Here is a 17,304-nt window from a genome sequence, read left to right on the forward strand (position 1 = left end):
ACATATTTAATTATGGACTAATGAGGGACATAGTATTGGTGAGTATTTCTACTCATCGCATAAGTGTTATGCTCCCGGTCAGGATGGCATCAACCACCTGCATATCTCGAACTCGAAGAAGCTGGATGGGGCGATTCAATTGCAACACCTAACTCGATAACTAGATTATAGCCTAATACAGTTTCTAACGTTGATAAATTTATCAGCGAAATTTGGAAAATCTTCTGTTTGAGGAATGGTTAAAAGAGAAACTACAAAATATGAATGTCAAGTTGAATTACTAGCTTAAATTGAGGCGAGCGCTTATACTTGATACTTTTTGTCAACCTCTTTTACTGAACTGGCGTTCTAAACAACTTTCATAGAGCTGCCCCCTCCAAATGGAGGGGGTAATTTTTACTGAACGAAATCGCTCACAGGGATGAAGTTGCAGGAACTAGATGCGATTTAAATTGGAATTGTTGACCACATGAACTGATAAAAACTATGCACACTCCATCAGTTGAACCTAATTCTGGATATAACAACTCCGGTTACGAATCGGAACCCGATCTGACTGTCGGTTACTCGTCATCAAGGGAAGTTCGTCAAGGTAATTTTGACAACGCTTACCAAGAAAATGTCTATGACTTGTCAAACTTAGCAGATACTCCTTGGACAGATTCAGCAGTCCGCCCGAATCCACAGTTGGAGCTGGAGCTTGATTAAAGAAAAAGCGAAGATCAAGAAATGCAGTCCTGGACGCATCAACCTAAAAAACCCAGTTTCTCGTTCTCATCCTCAACCTAAAATGACGGAATTACATAGAAAAACCGGGTTTTTGGGTAATTCCTAAAATGGAGAGGAAAAGAGGGAGAAAGGTAGAGAGGGCGAGAGGGAGAGAGGGGGAGAGAGGGGGAGAGGGATTTAGCTGATGGGTAATTTCTGCATGCAATACTGCTCTATTTTTCGTAATGTTTTAAAAACAGTTGAAAGTTTTTCCAAATTAGAAAGAATAGAGCAGTTTTTTTTACCTAATTTTAGTTAACATCCAGAGGATTTCCATGAACAGTCCCAAGCCGTTAAAAAAATCAAGCCAGATAGGCTCTGCCTTAATAGCTGCCAGTACACTCTGCCTAATTTTTGCTTTCATCTGCATTACTTTCTTAAGCTTTCCATTAATTGCTAGCGCCAGTCCCTTACCTACTAAAATTTGGGAAAAAGAACAATCTAGAGTTTTGCTGCCAGATTGGAGCCAGATTACCTTTAGTTCCCTGCCTGCGGTTGCTAGTTCTGGAAGTTCTGGCGGTCGAAGCTGGCAAGCCGGCACTTCTGTTGACAACATCTTGAAGCTGGGGGACATTAACGATGTAAAACCTGAAATTCTGTCTTTGCAAGCAATTGAACAATTGGCACTAGGGGATATCAATTTAGAGAATATCAGCTTGTCAGCATTTCCCTTAGCTGGTAAGCAAACTGTCGGTCACTTGGCTGAAATTGTTCCGAATCTTAGCCAATTTCAATTGAGCGATGTTCCTCCAATTGCTTCTTTATCTTCTCAAATAGCCGGAGTGAACCCTAACATCAACCAATTACCAATTGGTCAAGCTGTAAAACAAGTACCGCAACTAGCGCAGGCAAAACTTAACCAAATTGACCTATCTGAGTTTGCACTCGCCCAAATTCCCAATCTTAATAGCGTAAATTTGGAACAGTTCTCTGGCTGGTCAGAGGAACTCATCAGCAATATTCCGCTGCTGAGTCAAGTCCCGCTTTCTAATTTTCCGGTTCCTATTGCGTCTATTGGCAGCACAATCATGCGAATTGACATGATTTACAGTCGGTACGAGAGCAAGCGCAATAACACAATTTCTGGTTCTGATGTAGAAGGATTTGCGGTAGCCTGCGAGAAAGATTGCGCTTATATCGAATTCGACGACATGGAAAACGTCGGTCGCCGCGCCACAGGGCCGCTAGAAGGCAAGCAGTGGATTAGCGGCAAATATCAGGAAGTACGAGGCGGTTCTGGCTGTTTGAGCGGTTGGGAACCGACGGGCAGGCATCCTTTTGGGGAAGTGTTTAAAGTAGTGGTAATGGAACCGTCAGAAACCAGCGATACTGTTGACACGGCTCTGTACTTCAGGTTTAGTTTGCCCTGCGGCAAATCGCCTTACATTATTGGTCCGGTTCCGTTTCTCAGTTACAGCGTTAATTCACCTATGTTTGTCGGTCGATTAGAGGGCGGTTCTTCTAACAGTATTTCGCGTTCAAAAGGTGTCGCATCTGAAACAAAACCTTCAAAACCGTTGAGTTCAAATCACGCTAAAGAAAACCCTTTACCCACTCAGCCTCTACCTGAATCCAAGCGAGAGTGCGCGCGCCCCGCAACTTACGTTAACGGTGTGGATGTAGCTTCATTAGGGGAGGCGTTAGCAAAGCTTTCCGAAGGAATCGCCAATTTGGAAAATGCAGCCAGTGGCGATTACGAAGCTATTGGCGAGATCGTTTGTACCGAAGGATCTCGCAACTGCGGGCGGGCGATCGGTCGCTATCAGTTGATGAGTTACCGGGAAGAGGTGCAGCGTGCTGTCAGCTCAATTCCAGGGGGGACTAACTTTATCCTGAACGTCAACAAAGGCCAAAAACCTACAAGAGAGGAACTCTTCCAATATTTTCCTCCTGCTGTTCAGGATAAAGTCTTGCAAAATTCTCTAGCTGAGAACTTAGTCAGCAGCCAACAGGAAATTGACCCTAAAACTGGGCAGGTGTTCAAGGGCGATCGCTTAATTGAGCGAGTAGCACAGAAACACTTTGGGGGTTCTGGCAGTAAAATTGATGCCAGCTATTCCAACATTTTAGGCGGCTACTCTCTCAAACAGTACGGGGAAAAAGTTCGAGAGCTTTATAACCACAATACCAGCGACAATTGCCAAGCTAATTCTGGTGACAGCAATGGCATCAGCAACTCGGTCGACTCCGGCATTACTTTAAATGCTAGTGGGAGTATTAAGGTTGCGCTGTTCATTAGCTCTTTTTTGATGGGAATGTGGTTCTTAATTCGACTTTTTTACAAGCGAAAGCAGCATTTTTTTATGATTCTAATCGGTTTGGGACTAGCAATTAGTTTTGGCACGGCTGCACTCTCCCATTGAACCAGGGGAAAGAGGAGGTGGAAAAGCAAGTTATTAACAAGTCTAACAACCTTCTCTACAACCAGGACGTTTTTAATTGCTGAAACCATTAATTTTATGGCATTGATATCAAAATTGGTGGTATCGGAATGATTAAACCACAGAGGGCACAGAGGACACAGAGAAAGAGAAGAGAGAGATAATAATTCCGATGTCAACTGATTAGATATGACTTCTAAGCTGTTCAGGATATAAATTGTAGAGTCGTTTTGTATTCCCCGAAGTCAGTCATAAAAATTGACTGTAAGATTTAGACATACAACAGCTTAGTTCAGCCAAACAATCTCTCTTTTATTGTCTTTTTCTTCTGCTTTAGTGTCCTGTTTTTTCTTGTATTTTGTAGGAGTGAAGTAACAAATGGTTAAACAAAATAGAGTTAAGCAACAAACAGCAGGCACCCAAAAGATTGTCAACCCCCCGGTTTGGTTAAATCAACTTGGTTACTGGTTTCGCATTGGTTTGACAGTTTTTACCGCCCTGTCGCTATTATTGGGGACAGTTGCTTGCACGAATTCTAGTTCAGCAACAACCGCACCAGCTTCTTGGCAACAAGCTTTGCGAGTCACTCCAAAAGAAACTTTAACCCTAATTGTAAAGGAACACAGCAGCCTTCCAGAACTCAAAGTAGCGGCTGGGCAAAGTGCAGCGGCGGAAGCAATTAAGAGAATGCGAGTGTGGCAAGTTAATGGCTCGGTAGGACGGCTGAACCTTTATGATTTCAATAATTCCACTCTGTGCGGCACAAAAGGCTGCCTTTATGTTGGCTACTTAATTCCTAATGATTCAAGTCAAATGCCAACAGAAGTATTTGCAGCTTATCTCGACCCCCATAAACCGCAGAAAACTCCTTTGTTTAAGGCTGACAGTTCCTCACACGAGGGTTTGCCTTGTCTAGGAGTGAATCAGCTTTCCAAAGAAGGCCGCCGCCAGCTTCAATTTTGCTACGACGGCCTTACCTATCAACTTGCTGACAGCCAGCTTTTCAGTAGTTAGTGTTTAGTAGTCTGCGGGTTCATCGAAGTCAAAATCTTCTGCTGAATCAACCTCAACTTCAACCTCAGCAGCCTCGGAAAATTCATCTAATTCCTCTAATTCTGAGTCTGTTCCTCCTTCAACTTGTGCAATTTTGCGAGGGGGTGACAATTTACCTCGATTTTTGCGGTTAGTTACGCTTTCTGGCAATGCCTGGACTTCAGGTTCCGCACCAGCAGCTATAGCTGGCAACCCGGCATCGCTAGCCTCAATGAAACCAGCAATGTTATTGTGCAGTCCCCAAATCAATTTCTTTTGTGGTTTTTGACCGAGAAATAGCTTGTGAAAATTAGCATCAGTTGGCTGAGTAATGCTGTGAGTTTTGCAGCAAAACGATTTATTTTTGCCTTCCCCTTCTTTAAGAGCTCTAAACTCGACATTCAACACTCCCAAAGAGCGCCACTTGTCATTTTTACCGCTGTAATCTCTCCCAAAGCAATCAGCAAATGCCCGTTCCAAATTGCGGTAAAATTCTTCTCTAGCGCTCTTAAAGCTCCAGAGGGCTACATTCTTGAAGCGGACGACAATCGGTACCTGATGCAGGGGTTGGTTTTTGGGATTTAGAAAGATGAGAGCGTGTTCGGAACACACTTCCTGCGTCTTTTTATCGAGGGAATCGCGATATTCGTCGTAAAGCCCAATAAAACTACCTGCTAATTCTCCATTTTCTTCAATATCTTTGTAGCGGATGTACTCAGGCACACAAGCTAATACCAACATTCTCGCTTTTGGGAGCAGTAAGCCTGTCACTTCTTCGCTTAGTTCGACCGTTGTCAATTCCTCAACATTAGGCATTACGTGCCATTCCGCTTTGACAAGCTGGTCGTTCGGGAGCAAAATACCTGCTGGGTTATCGTTAATCACGATTCCATAGGGCAAGGAGGGCTTGCGAGTTTGGTTGTATTCACTGTTGAATAGCTCCGGATCTATCTCGTAATAATCAGCACTCTTGTTCTTTTGCGTGTTGGACTTTCCACTAGAATTCTGTACTGTCTTACTTGGAGATTTCGCGTTATTGCTTCTTACCATTGTTTACCTATTTTTGTCATTGTCTCCCCCTTGAGGCGATAGCCGCTAGCTGAAACATTTAGTTCTTTAAGACCTAAAAAAAATGAACAATTTGCAATTTTTGCCTAAAATTAACAAAGCTACCTTGATACCAATGGCAGCTCAACCTCCTAAACGTTCGTTAACTAGCATAGATTTTGGCGGGTTGTTGGGTCAGTTTATGAAGCCAGAGGGACTGGCAATGTTAGGGCTAATGGCAGGCTTACTTATTGCTTCCAAATTAGTTGGAAACGGGAAAGGTAAAATTACCTCCGGGCGGCTGTGCGGGACGGCTGAAAAATTGGCAGCCACAGGCTCTGCCCTCAAGCAAATGAAAGAAAAAAAACGGCAGCCCGTTACTTTGTGGAGCGGTACGCCGAGTTATTGGTTTAAAGGTTGTCAGGGATTGAGTGCTCGATTGCAAACGCTATTAGGTGCAAATCCGACGGTTTGGTTTCCCCACGCAGAACGCGGAACTTTAGTCATTGGTGCTCCGGGTTCTGGCAAAACATTCAGCGTCATTGACCGGATGGTTGAAAGTGCATTCCAGCAAGGTTTTCCTGCCATTATTTACGACAAAAAAGGAGACCAGATGAAAGTGCTTGCACCCCTTGCAGTGCGCTATGGCTACGATGTGCAAGTGTTTGCGCCAGGGGAAGCTTACAGCGGCACTATCAATCCTCTGGATTTTATGAGAGATGCACAAGATGCAGTAATGGCAGCAGAAATTGGACAAGTTATTGCTCGAAATGCTAGTCCGGGGGAGAGTAAAGGCAATGAGTTTTTTGAGAAAGCAGGCGAGTTGATGGCGAAGGGTTTAGTGCAGTTGGCAAAAAGCAGTCCTTACCCGGATTTAGCTTTTGTGTACGCAATTATTCAACTGCCAGATTTGGTCAAGCGCATCGACCACGCCGTGCACCGACCCGACGGTCATCCCCTCAAAATGGACAGGTGGATTGCCTCTAGTTTTTCGCAGTTATTAAGTTCAAAAGATGCTGAAAAAACTGTGGCGGGCATTAAGGCCACCGCAGAGGCAACCTACTCCAGTTTCATTCAAAAAGATTTGTTGCGGGCATTTATTGGTCGCAGCACGATTCCCATTGCTTTAGAAGGCAAAAAGTGCATTATTTTCAAATTAGATGACCAAAGACGCACTGTAGTGGGGCCGCTGTTAGCTGCTGCTATTCACTTATGTGTGGTGTCTAATTTGAGTCGGGTACGTTCTGACCCATTTTTGTACTGCTTAGACGAGTTTCCATCTCTCAAGTTTGACAGAATGGATCAGTGGGCTAACGAATATCGTTCTGCTGGCGGCGTGCCGATTGTTGGCATTCAATCGCTCAATCAACTCTATAATCTCTATGGGGATAAAAAAGGGGCTGCGATCGCCAGTGCTCTGTCAACTCATGTCCTCTTCAACCCCGGCGATTTTGAGACAGCCGAGAAATATTCTAAGCGGTACGGGGAAGTGGAAGTGCTGGTAAAAAATCGATCGACCGGCAGTTCGACGGGGCAGCAAACGAGCCGTTCTGTCAACTGGAGCGAACAGTTGCAAAAGAAACCGCTGATTAGTCCTGACGAAATTCTGAGGTTTCCTCAAGGCAAGTGCGTCATCACTTCACCGGCCTACGCAACGGGGACAGAAGCTTTATTTCCCTACCCTCTCAAGATTCCGGTGCGGCCCGGCGACATAAAGCGAGCTAAAGAGTCTGAACAACTGTGGGACAGCAGCATCAGACCGCAGCTTGAAAGGCGGGCGAAAGCTTTATCAGTAGAGCAGCAGACGGGTAAACTGCTCAATATAGATGAAGAGCTGGATCAGCGGATTCGATTCGCTTACCAATTGCTGCCACATCCGAACGATCCAGAAGAACCCGTGACTGTGGCTGATGTTGAGTCGCCTGTTAATGCTGCTGGTGCGAACAGCGCGGCTGAGAAAATAGCAGTTGGCAATATTCGGAAAAAACTCAAAACTCTGTCCTTTGGTGGCGATCGATAATGGAGCAAACTAAACAATTTTTGGCTGACATTTTGATTGTTGACGATATTCCCGCTAACATTCAACTACTTTCTCAATTGCTAATTGAAAACGGTTACAAAGTCAGGAAGTTGATTAGTGGACAGCGAGCTTTAAAAGCAGTAGAGTTGCAAGCGCCCGACTTGATTTTGCTAGACATAAAAATGCCCGGTATGGATGGTTATGAAGTCTGCCGTCAACTTAAAGCATCTGAAGCTACTTGTGATATCCCTATAATTTTCATCAGCGCTTTAGATGACGTATTTGACAAAGTAAAAGGGTTTGAGGCGGGCGGTGCTGACTACATTATAAAACCTTTTGAGCCTGTTGAAGTGTTAGCGCGGGTATCTGCCCAACTTAAAATGCAGCGTTTACAGCAACAACTTCGCTGCGCTAACGTGCAATTGGCTACACAAAATGTTCAGCTCAGCCAGGAAATTCAAGAAAGACAGCAAGCAGAAGCCAATTTAAGAATGCTGTTGCACGCTGTTTCGCACGATTTGCGATCGCCTCTATCGGGAATGTCGCTGCTGCTGCGAAGTCGCCTCAATGATGCTGGCAGTAACATTGCTATTGATAGGCGGACTATGGAGGTTATGGTGCAAAGTTGTTCGCGCCAACTCCAGTTGATTGAGTCACTAACAGCAACACAACAGTTTGATGTGAAAAGTGCTTCTTTAGCCATGAAGCCGCTGTCGCTGCCCACTTTAGTCCAAAATATTCTTATTGAAAGATTACCAATTCTCAACCAGCATCGAGTCAAGGTTAAGCAGCTTTTTGCAGCCGATTTGCCTTTAGTCAATGCTGATTCCCAGCAGCTCTGGCGGGTGTTTGGCAATCTGATCGACAATGCTGTTAAATACAATCAGTCTGGGTTTATTTTGACTGTAGAAGCTAAAAAGGAAGGTGAGATGGTTCGCTGTACGGTTGCAGATAATGGGGCCGGAATTTCGCCCGAACAATGTGCAAGATTATTCGAGCCTTATACGAGGGGAGTTGGAGTTAGTTTAAGACAAGGATTGGGATTGGGACTTTTCATTTGCAGGCAAATTGTTGAGGCTCACGGCGGAGAGATTGGCGTTGATAGCAAATTGGGAAAAGGAGCGAGGTTTTGGTTGACATTGCCAAAGTTTGAAGAGTGATAGGCTGTCATAAACTGTAATTTTTGGCTCTTCCGTACTTAGTGTGCCAAATTATCAGTTTTCTGATGCCCTACACCTTAGCTGGCTGGGATTTCAAGGCGATCGCCCCTCTACCGCAAGTGGCCTGACGGGGAAGCTAAGGGTATAAATAATCTCAAAGCCTTACCTAGCAAAGCCTTGAGGATAAATTTAAGTTAACGCGAGCACACTAAGTACGGAAGAGCCTAATTTTTGAGGACTAAAGTTTATCAAATACGATTACGATCGCCTATTTCAGAACAATTAGAAATAAAGTTTCTTCACGCGATTTACTCACTATCGCGGAAGCTAAAGAATATCTCGAAGAAGTTTTGTTTTCACTAGGAACAGCTAATGTCGATCGCGATGTCACTTCGGAAGTACGAGAAATGGATTGCTATATTAGTTTGTTAGTTCTCACGCTTAAACCAGCCCCAAACGCAGTGCTTTAACGGCTGCCCTAAACCAGCCCTAAACGCAGTGCTTTAACGGCGGCGTGGGTGCGATCGCTCGCTTCAAATTTAGCTATAATCATCTCTACATGACCTTTGGCGGTGTGGACGCTCATTCCTAGTTGAGCAGCGATTTGTTTATTGCTTTTACCCTCAACTAGCTGCTGCAAAACCTGCATTTCCCGTTCTGTCAGCTTGATGTCGTCATTCGCATAGCTATCGGGCAGTGGCGTTTTGAGATTTTGCAGCACGCAGTCGGCAATCTTAGGGTCTAGGTAACTGCCACCTTCTTGCACAGTCGTAATCGCTGCTAGAAGTTGTTCTGCGTTAGTGCCTTTAACGCAGTAGCCGTGAGCGCCGCTTGACAAAGCCGCCATTACCTGAGTTGGATTGCTGTGGTGGGTGAGCATCAGGATGCGAGTATGCGGCAGTGCGGCTCTGATTTGCTGCGCGGCTGCAATACCGTCGATTCCGGGTAAGTCAATGTCCATCAGGGCGATGTCTGGTTGGTGTTGCAGTGCAGCACTGACGGCTTCGTTGCCGTTAACAGCTTGTGCGACAACTGTTAAATGGGGTTGGTTATTGAGGATATGCTGTAGACCGAGCTGCATCATCGGGTCATCTTCAACTATCAGGATGGTTTTTAGTTGGCTTGTTTTTGGTTGGGTGGCGGTAGTTGCAGTCACGGCTAAGATTCCTACTACATTTTATCCATAGTCTATTGTTTTTCCTCATATTAAAGAGTGTCATCCTCCTATGGAGAGAAGAAAAGTATTGATTTTTGGGCAATTTCGTCGGAAGGTGGATGTCTATCGATAGGAGGATGGTATTGACACTCCCCGGTCTGAAGACACGGGGATTCTTAAGGACAAACTTTGGGGGATGAACCCACCCAAAGTTTGATTCTTAAAGGGTTTGTCAGCAACCCACTACCCACTCGCTCAACAATTGAGTCTATGGCTACATTTGATTTTCGGATGATATTGGCAGCACCATTTACATCTGCATTCAGTATTAATCCGCTCGCCGAACGGTACAAACCTCTTTTGATTCTTTTACCTGATGGTTGCCAATTGTCAGGTTTTTCACCAACTTTAACTGGCAGAAAATCTCGGTCTAAGAAGCTGGCTTTTGAAGTGTAAGATTCATCCTGTTCTACAAATCTCCATCCTAGAGAATCGCATTCTTGTTGTAATCTTTCTTTGACTTTAGCTGTCGGTATTTGGACAAAGTTCTGATTGGTTTTTCCTCCCATATTGACCTCTTGCTTCTGTCCTTTATTCCAACCAAAGGCTATGACATTAATTTGGTAACTTTCGCAATAATCTATGATAGTTCTGACAGCTTTATTAACCGCATCTCTCATTCTTCTGGCGCGATTTTCCGATAACTGTTGCAGTTTTTTTGACGAGAATCCTTGAGGTAGCTTATGTCGGGAATGTTCTGATTGAACTCTGGCTTTTTGTTTGTTAAACTCTTGGTTCCAAGATTTCAGCTTATGACCATCAATAATAAATGGCTTACCATTGCTAGAAACACAAGTTAGCCAGTTGTTGATACCATGATCTATGCCCAGAATCCCTGTTACTTCGAGACTACAGCTAGGAGCTTGCTTGGTAAGAGATTCATGGACGTATTCAATCCAGACCTTACCATTTCTAGGGATTAACCTGAGTTCTTTAATCTGGCAACCCTTAAGCCTTTCTGGTAGTGGAATCCAGAGAGCATCTGTCCCGAAGTGTTCTTTCCCTTGCTTTCCTAGAGGGAGTCTTACCCTATTGCCGACTATTTTTAAGGCTTGTCCCGGATAGGAAACTTGGTACATACCGCCTTTGGTTCTGTACTTAGGCAATCTGGGTTTTTGATTGATTTCCCCTTTTTTGGCTAACCTTTCTAAGGCTCGGAAAGAGCTGAAAGATTCAGCAACAGATTTAAGGGATTGTTGCGCGACTTGCGAGTAAAGTAAGCTGTAATTTTCGTTAGTTTTAGCAATCCTGTACAAGTCGGGATATTTAACCGCACTTTTGTCTTTAAAGTATCGTTGCCGACTTTCGTAAGTCCCGACATTAAACAGATTGTTTGACCATCTCAGCAGTTGCTCTACAATGGATTTGTCGAATCCCTTTAAATGCCAGATATCTTTTTGTACTGCATACATTTGACTTTCACCTCCCTTGATTAATTTTACTGCATTTGGTAGTTGGGAAATTGGTAGGCAGGATAAATCCTGCGATGCCCTTTCATCCCTGGACTAAAGTCACAGGGTTTTCAGGGAGTTTTTTATAAAGTCGGTTCTCCCGATTTTTAGGTGATCAGAAAAATTCTAGTGATGCGGCCCGAAAAGCCCGCGCGAGAGGCTCACACTACCGTTCCCACCACAAATCCAGAAGAGCTATACACAGTCTGAACAGATTATATCGACACTTCGTTGACTTCATCCAAATTGATTTCATCCAAATTGACTTCATCCAAATTGATAGCTGTTGCTACTTCCTTCGGTTGAGGTGTTAGATGACCATTGAGCTTGATAACTGTTTGTTTTCTCTCTCGTTCAATGGTAGTCAAAAGCCAATTTTGAGTGTGTCGGTGTTGCTTGCTGTCCCAGGCAAACAGAACTTTTTCTGCTGGTTGAGTCGGGTGCAGTGCCAAAATAATCAGTTGTAGCTTGTGAGGCTTGATCTCGAAGAATTCGGCAGCTACCCATAACTTAACTCGGTCTTGCCAAGTCAGTACAGGATGGCGAATCGCCCACTCAAATAGTCTGGGTGTTCCTTTGACTAGACCCACATTTGTACGGACTTGTATCACTTTAAATGGAGGAGAAGGGGAAGAATTTTCTTCTGTCACCCCCCTTTTTGTTCGGTCTAGTTTTGTTTGAAGTGGAATGTCAACAAACAGTTTTCGCTGCGGTAAAAACAGTGATGGCGATAGTTCTTTGAGCTGGAAAACCCACTGCTGGAACTGGGGGTGACTGTTGAGAATTGGCTCGACAGGTAATCCCATTAAAATTTGCTTGACAAGCAGTTGCAAGCGTTCTTGCAGATAGGAAGGAACAAGAGGTGGCTCTTGTAGTGGGCTAGTATGAATAGTTTGATTGAGGTCTGATAGAGTAAGGAGGTACATTGCTCAGAGCATAAAAGACTGAGCAATAGCGGCGATCGCCAGAAGTCAGGGGGAGTGGGGAATGAGACGCTGACTTTTCCGGCTTCTCAACCGAAAACCGTGAGGGTGTAGGCTGCTTGTTACCTAATTATACAAGTTTGGCTAAAAATGCTACTGATGAAGAAATGATATCGGCAATATCATCTGGATCGAGGGAATAGATCTTTGCTAAAACTTCTTTTTTAATTTTTTCAGAGCCTACCCTCTTGCTGCCACTCACCTGACCGATCGCCACCTCATCCAAACCGCGTTGATAAACTGATAGGGATATTTCTCCATCCAAATAAAGTTGCAGAGTCTTGGTACTGCCACCGCTTAACTTTGCCAGTTGCCGAAAGTTCTTAGAATCGGATTCGGGTATCGTTTTTCCTTTTAACCACCGATATATTGTTGAAAAATCTACTCCGATAGCGGACGCTAAAGCGCTTTGAGTCCAGCCTTCTTTCAGCAGCAGCTCGATCAACTGAGTCAGCCGCTTTTGGCGATCGAGTATGAGAGAAGACACAGAGCTAACAGTCACAAGTGCTTACCTGACGCTATTACCGTACACTATTTTACTTTCTGTAGCATAGAAACTGTTGTCTAACCTCTTCGCTACAAAAGGGAGGGATTGAGACAAGACCTTTTGAGAATCAGATAAATTACCTGGCACTATACATCATATAAGGTAAAGTCCTTGTGTTTGCAAGGTTTGAGCATTTTTTTGACGATCGCATTTTTGACTGCCCCTGCTGTATTTTACCGCCTTTCTACAAAATTTGAGCAATCAAAGCCTTAATCGATTACGCAACTACCCTTGCATTATGCAATACTTAATCTTGCACCGCGCAAGACGGACGGAACATCAATGTCATCCTCCAACACAGTTCGCGGTTCTGATGCACATAACTTCTCTGTTGTTCGCAGCGCTGAACTCACTGCGAGAGTTGCACAGGACTGCCTGCCAAACAAAGCCGACGCTAAAGAATTGTCTGCCCAGAGCACGCTCACTGATGCTGAAGCATTAGAATTAAGCAGCTTGGAAGCTACAGTCGAACGGAGCTTGAAAGCTTTTTGGGAAATAGGGCAAGCTTTGCGCCATATCCGCGATCGGCGTCTCTACCGACAAGAGTTCTCGACTTTTGAAGACTATTGCACTAATCGGTGGGAAATGTCTCGTCGCTGGGCTTACCAATTGATCGAGGCGGCAACCGTGTACGAAAATGTGCGCCATGGCGCACAAATCCTTCCCGCCAATGAGCGCCAAGTTCGCCCTCTAACAGCACTACCCTCCCAAGAGCAGCCTAGGGCTTGGGCCCAAGCCGTTTCTACTGCTCCGAACGGCAAACTTACGGCTTTTCACGTTGCCCGAGTTGTTGAAGAACACCAGAAAAAAATTTCGAGGAATAAGTCTAACAACGAGAACAGTTCCAAAAACCAACGAACTCAAACAGCCAATCATCCATCGTCAAACCGTGAGATTTCAGCAGCCACTCAAGAGAATGCTGAGGGATTGGGAGCAACATCCAGTCAGACAGAAACTCAATGCCGAAGCTGCTGGAACTGCTATCATTGCAGTTTTGAGCCTGTTCAAGACGACCCTCACAGTTTTTATTGCCACAAGCTAGGCAAACTAAGCTTTATTGAGAAAGATGGTAACGAACGGGGATCTAAATGTAAATTGTGGCTCGATCGATGGATCGAACCAGAGTTAGTCAAAAAGGCAAAACGAGCCCAACGAGATACTTTTACCTTAACTCTACAGCTCCCGATACACCTGCAAGCCCAGATGCAAGATGCGGCTAAAACTCAAGGGCTGGCTGTAGTAGATTGGGCAGCACAAATCCTTCAAGCAGCAGTTGGTAAGTAGTATAGGGCTAGAATTCGTCTAAATTAAACAGCGTAAATTGATGAGGCGATGTTGTCGTATTTCTGGGTCGGCGTTTGCCATTAACAACTTCTTGAACTACTGGATTTGAGTGAATTGATGTCTTCTCATTCAAGTCAATAACTTCTGAGCTTTCTCCTGAACTTATTTCATGTTCGACTGGATAATCAGTATCATTTTTAGCCTGAGATTCGACAGGCTCAAACCACTCATTGTACCAATAAGTGGCGTTCATTGATTGAGGTCGATCGCTACTTAAAGTATTGCCAAGGAGCAAATCAGTTTGACCCAACCACCAAATCGGAACAGCCAGCCAAGGTGAAAACATATAAAACTGAAACAAAGCGCATTTTAACAGAGTAGGGTCTATATCTTGACCGATACCGCTCAGACAGTAATTCGACTGTGTTAACATTAAAGCACCCGTACCGCACGCAGGTTCATTGAAGCTGGAAATTCGCTCTGTTTTATCACCACTGACTAACTTAGATATGAACTGACACAAAGCTAAGGGTGTCGGATAAAACCCTGAACTTTTTTGAGCAGTCTTTCCGCAAATTTGGGGTAGCAGTCTGCCCATATAATCTTCAGGATATAGCATGAGAATTGACAGGTCAAACATCTGATAGAGACGCATTGATGCACCTTCACAGCCGGCGGGTTCTTTGGGTAACATTTTATAAGCTGGATGTCCGAATGCGGGCGTTGCTGAATGGAGGTATGATAACTGCGGTCAAAGGATGTTTTGGCTACCCGATAGGCCTCGTTTGAGCGCGATTGAAATGATACGATGGATAGGGAACCGGAACATCCCAAAACTTAAGATAATGAATTACTAACCTTATTGAATGTTTGAGCATTTCTCCCGACTTAGAATAGCACAGTGTCTTGCGATGAAGTCTCGCCAAATAATGTCGTAGCCGCGTATTTTCGCCCTCTACTCTGGTCATGTAAGTTTTACAGATGATTTGGTCTCCATCTGGAATAAACATGGGATAAACTGGCCATCCATCTGTGACATAAAAATAACATTTCCAGTTACTAACTAATTCCCACAATGGTCGAAAAGTTGCTGAACTATGGTCGCCCAGCACCCATCCCAAAATCCCTGGTTGAAAGTGATTTACCGCTGTCCAAACCCAAATTTTGTTTTTTTTGACCCTACAAATGTTTCTAGTTCATCAAGTTCTCCAACTTCGGGAATTGTCTCTGGTTCGTAAGCATCAGGCAGCAATTCTCCTACTTGCTTGACCCAATTTATGATGCTGGTGTGATGTACTCCTTTAATCCTCTCAATTGCTCGAAAACCCAGACCATTAACATACATTTTGAGACATTCACGTTTCACCTCTTCAGAATAACCTTTATGAGGTTGATAACAATCTATAAATTGTCTGCCACAACCGACACAAATATAATTCTGTTTACCTTTTTTATGACCATTTTTATTAACATGAGTTGACTGACATTCAGGACATTGCATAAGCTCTGCTTTTTTTGAAGGGTTATTTTTTGGCGCTCGCATTATAAATTTATCATACCCTACTTCAGCAACGCCACATAAAAATAACATTTCCAGTTACTAACTAATTCCCACAATGGTCGAAAAGTTGCTGAACTATGGTCGCCCAGCACCCATCCCAAAATCCCTGGTTGAAAGTGATTTACCGCTGTCCAAACCCAAATTTTGTTTTTTTTGACCCTACAAATGTTTCTAGTTCATCAAGTTCTCCAACTTCGGGAATTGTCTCTGGTTCGTAAGCATCAGGCAGCAATTCTCCTACTTGCTTGACCCAATTTATGATGCTGGTGTGATGTACTCCTTTAATCCTCTCAATTGCTCGAAAACCCAGACCATTAACATACATTTTGAGACATTCACGTTTCACCTCTTCAGAATAACCTTTATGAGGTTGATAACAATCTATAAATTGTCTGCCACAACCGACACAAATATAATTCTGTTTACCTTTTTTATGACCATTTTTATTAACATGAGTTGACTGACATTCAGGACATTGCATAAGCTCTGCTTTTTTTGAAGGGTTATTTTTTGGCGCTCGCATTATAAATTTATCATACCCTACTTCAGCAACGCCCGAATGCGAACAAAACCCAGTCCAAGAAAAACTCCAAATAGTCCCAAGCTGACCAAGTTTTCCATTCTCCATGTTGAGGAATGCAATTGAGAGTGTTATCTAACATGGCTTCTGCGGTAGGAGAATGCTGCCATTCGATTTGGGGAATCGGTTCTGCTGGCAAAGTTTCCTCAATTACAAATTTGGGTAAGCTTTCTGGTTTTCTGTTCTCCAGAATGGCTAGCATTGGCTCCATCTTCCACCGCATCCAGGCATGAGCGGGCACAGCTTGACACAAAGCCCAATAATCCCACCTTCCCCACAAACATCGGTCTATTTGTGCGAGAATTGTTAAAAGCCAGCCATGCTTTAAATCTCGTGTGAGGTTTGGGATTAAAGCTTGCTTTTTCTTTTGTTTATAGGGTTGATTTCTGAAATGTAACAGCGTTGACTCTCTAATTTTGGAGTCAATGATTGGCAAGACAAGCTTGTTTTTCATCAAAATAATGGGTAGAAAGCCCGTCTTAAAAAACGGCTTTACTTGAGTTAAAATTGGTATGAATATCCATCTTTCCTCTGAAGAATATGACAGTATTTGTGGCTAATACCTTGTACCAATTCTTTTGCCGAAATATTGAAAGAGCCACTGCTGCGAACAGCCACTCGACCAATATATTGACCAACTTTCTTTCCACTGGTTACTACTGCTTTAACAATGTCGCCAGTTTGAAAACCTTTGACAAATTTGTCACGAGGTACATAACGAGATGGAAAACCAAATTTATCAGTGCGGCACATTTGTCGAGTGCCGTGACCGTTGGCCTTGATTAACAATGGTTGAGTGGTTAACACAATTAATTTATCAACCTTGCCAACACAAGCAGCATCAAAATAATGAGTTTTGGGCAACTCTAATCGAATGCGATTGTATTTTGTCTGCCCGCCGGAACCCGTCGTAACAGGTAATCCCGTTAGCTTGAGTTGATTAAACAATGCCCAGCGGGTTGAGTTGACGGCGGTAGCATCTTTGAGTGGTTGTTTGACTTGTGCCATAATTTGCTTGAGCAAATCTGGCTTCTTTAAAAGGAAGTCGTTAATATCTTGAGTACCTTTCTTGAGATTACATTTTTCGCAAGCTAGACACAGATTAGAGATTCGATTGCTACCTCCTTTTGCCTTGGGATGAATGTGCTCTACCTGCAAAGGAATATTTTCTACCTTGCAGTAAGTACATTTTCTCTCCCATTTGGTAGGGTCGAACGGGGTATCGCTACCCCGAACTCCCATGCAAAACCGGACGTGATAGTTTCCCATCATCC

The 17,304-nt window shown here is 43.8% G+C and carries 15 protein-coding genes and 1 pseudogene; 6 read left to right on the plus strand and 10 right to left on the minus strand.

Annotation, left to right across the window (positions count from 1 at the left end; all coding sequences use genetic code 11):
- Nucleotides 1-486: 486 nt before the first annotated feature.
- The 3 genes from QT992_RS30640 (at nucleotide 487) to QT992_RS30650 (ending at nucleotide 4,163) form a co-directional block, all read left to right on the plus strand.
- Complete coding sequence (locus QT992_RS30640) at nucleotides 487-708, plus strand: hypothetical protein (RefSeq protein ID WP_333249278.1); 222 nt, start codon at nucleotides 487-489, stop codon at nucleotides 706-708.
- 335 nt (nucleotides 709-1,043) lie between these two features.
- Nucleotides 1,044-3,131, plus strand: coding sequence for a hypothetical protein (locus QT992_RS30645; protein ID WP_333342103.1), 2,088 nt, complete (start codon nucleotides 1,044-1,046; stop codon nucleotides 3,129-3,131).
- 396 nt (nucleotides 3,132-3,527) lie between these two features.
- On the plus strand, nucleotides 3,528-4,163 hold the full coding sequence (locus tag QT992_RS30650; RefSeq protein WP_194008909.1) for a hypothetical protein: 636 nt from the start codon (nucleotides 3,528-3,530) through the stop codon (nucleotides 4,161-4,163).
- A gap of 3 nt (nucleotides 4,164-4,166) precedes the next feature.
- On the opposite strand, the gene QT992_RS30655 is transcribed toward QT992_RS30650, so the two are convergent.
- Nucleotides 4,167-5,231, minus strand: coding sequence for a DUF5895 domain-containing protein (locus tag QT992_RS30655; protein ID WP_333342101.1), 1,065 nt, complete (start codon nucleotides 5,229-5,231; stop codon nucleotides 4,167-4,169).
- An 82-nt stretch (nucleotides 5,232-5,313) separates the two neighbouring features.
- Here QT992_RS30655 and QT992_RS30660 point away from each other — a divergent pair, with 82 nt between their 5' ends.
- Together QT992_RS30660 and QT992_RS30665 are read left to right on the plus strand one after the other, a co-directional pair.
- Complete coding sequence (locus QT992_RS30660) at nucleotides 5,314-7,248, plus strand: type IV secretion system DNA-binding domain-containing protein (protein WP_333342099.1); 1,935 nt, start codon at nucleotides 5,314-5,316, stop codon at nucleotides 7,246-7,248.
- Entirely contained in the window at nucleotides 7,248-8,408 is a 1,161-nt protein-coding gene (locus QT992_RS30665) for a hybrid sensor histidine kinase/response regulator (protein ID WP_333342097.1), read from the plus strand. Before QT992_RS30660 ends, QT992_RS30665 begins: the two co-directional genes overlap by 1 nt.
- Nucleotides 8,409-8,886: 478 nt before the next feature.
- Here the strand turns inward: QT992_RS30665 and QT992_RS30670 are convergent, their stop codons facing one another.
- The 4 genes from QT992_RS30670 to QT992_RS30685 all read right to left on the minus strand — a co-directional run bounded on the left by QT992_RS30670 (nucleotide 8,887) and on the right by QT992_RS30685 (nucleotide 12,560).
- Nucleotides 8,887-9,564: a response regulator transcription factor gene (locus QT992_RS30670; RefSeq protein ID WP_333058598.1), complete on the minus strand. Its 678-nt coding sequence runs from the start codon at nucleotides 9,562-9,564 to the stop codon at nucleotides 8,887-8,889.
- Nucleotides 9,565-9,740: 176 nt separating this feature from the next.
- Entirely contained in the window at nucleotides 9,741-11,036 is a 1,296-nt protein-coding gene (locus tag QT992_RS30675) for a transposase (protein ID WP_333342095.1), read from the minus strand.
- Nucleotides 11,037-11,290: 254 nt separating this feature from the next.
- The gene (locus QT992_RS30680) at nucleotides 11,291-12,001 is read right to left on the minus strand and encodes a hypothetical protein (protein WP_333342093.1); all 711 of its coding nucleotides are present in this window, start codon (nucleotides 11,999-12,001) and stop codon (nucleotides 11,291-11,293) included.
- A gap of 127 nt (nucleotides 12,002-12,128) precedes the next feature.
- A complete protein-coding gene (locus tag QT992_RS30685; RefSeq protein ID WP_333265977.1) occupies nucleotides 12,129-12,560 on the minus strand; it encodes a helix-turn-helix transcriptional regulator in 432 nt (143 codons plus the stop codon).
- A gap of 327 nt (nucleotides 12,561-12,887) precedes the next feature.
- Between QT992_RS30685 and QT992_RS30690 the strand changes: the two genes are divergently transcribed.
- Nucleotides 12,888-13,889 carry a hypothetical protein gene (locus tag QT992_RS30690; protein ID WP_333342091.1) on the plus strand — a complete coding sequence of 334 codons (1,002 nt, stop codon included), beginning with the start codon at nucleotides 12,888-12,890 and terminating at the stop codon, nucleotides 13,887-13,889.
- A gap of 7 nt (nucleotides 13,890-13,896) precedes the next feature.
- Here QT992_RS30690 and QT992_RS30695 read toward each other — a convergent pair whose 3' ends face one another.
- The 5 genes and pseudogenes from QT992_RS30695 to QT992_RS30715 form a co-directional block, all read right to left on the minus strand.
- Nucleotides 13,897-14,583: a hypothetical protein gene (locus tag QT992_RS30695; protein WP_333342089.1), complete on the minus strand. Its 687-nt coding sequence runs from the start codon at nucleotides 14,581-14,583 to the stop codon at nucleotides 13,897-13,899.
- A 73-nt stretch (nucleotides 14,584-14,656) separates the two neighbouring features.
- A protein-coding gene (locus QT992_RS30700; RefSeq protein WP_333342087.1) for an IS1 family transposase occupies nucleotides 14,657-15,390 on the minus strand; the annotation gives its coding sequence in 2 pieces (ribosomal slippage) (nucleotides 14,657-15,051 and nucleotides 15,051-15,390; 735 coding nt in all).
- A 74-nt stretch (nucleotides 15,391-15,464) separates the two neighbouring features.
- Nucleotides 15,465-15,931, minus strand: a pseudogene (locus QT992_RS30705) (IS1 family transposase); the annotation flags it as partial.
- Between the two features lie 64 nt (nucleotides 15,932-15,995).
- On the minus strand, nucleotides 15,996-16,484 hold the full coding sequence (locus tag QT992_RS30710; RefSeq protein ID WP_333342085.1) for a hypothetical protein: 489 nt from the start codon (nucleotides 16,482-16,484) through the stop codon (nucleotides 15,996-15,998).
- A 47-nt stretch (nucleotides 16,485-16,531) separates the two neighbouring features.
- A partial coding sequence (locus QT992_RS30715) for an HNH endonuclease (RefSeq protein WP_333342083.1) occupies nucleotides 16,532-17,304 on the minus strand: 773 nt, incomplete at its 5' end.

This window comes from Microcoleus sp. T3_D1 (assembly GCF_036700405.1).
GTDB lineage: Bacteria > Cyanobacteriota > Cyanobacteriia > Cyanobacteriales > Microcoleaceae > Microcoleus.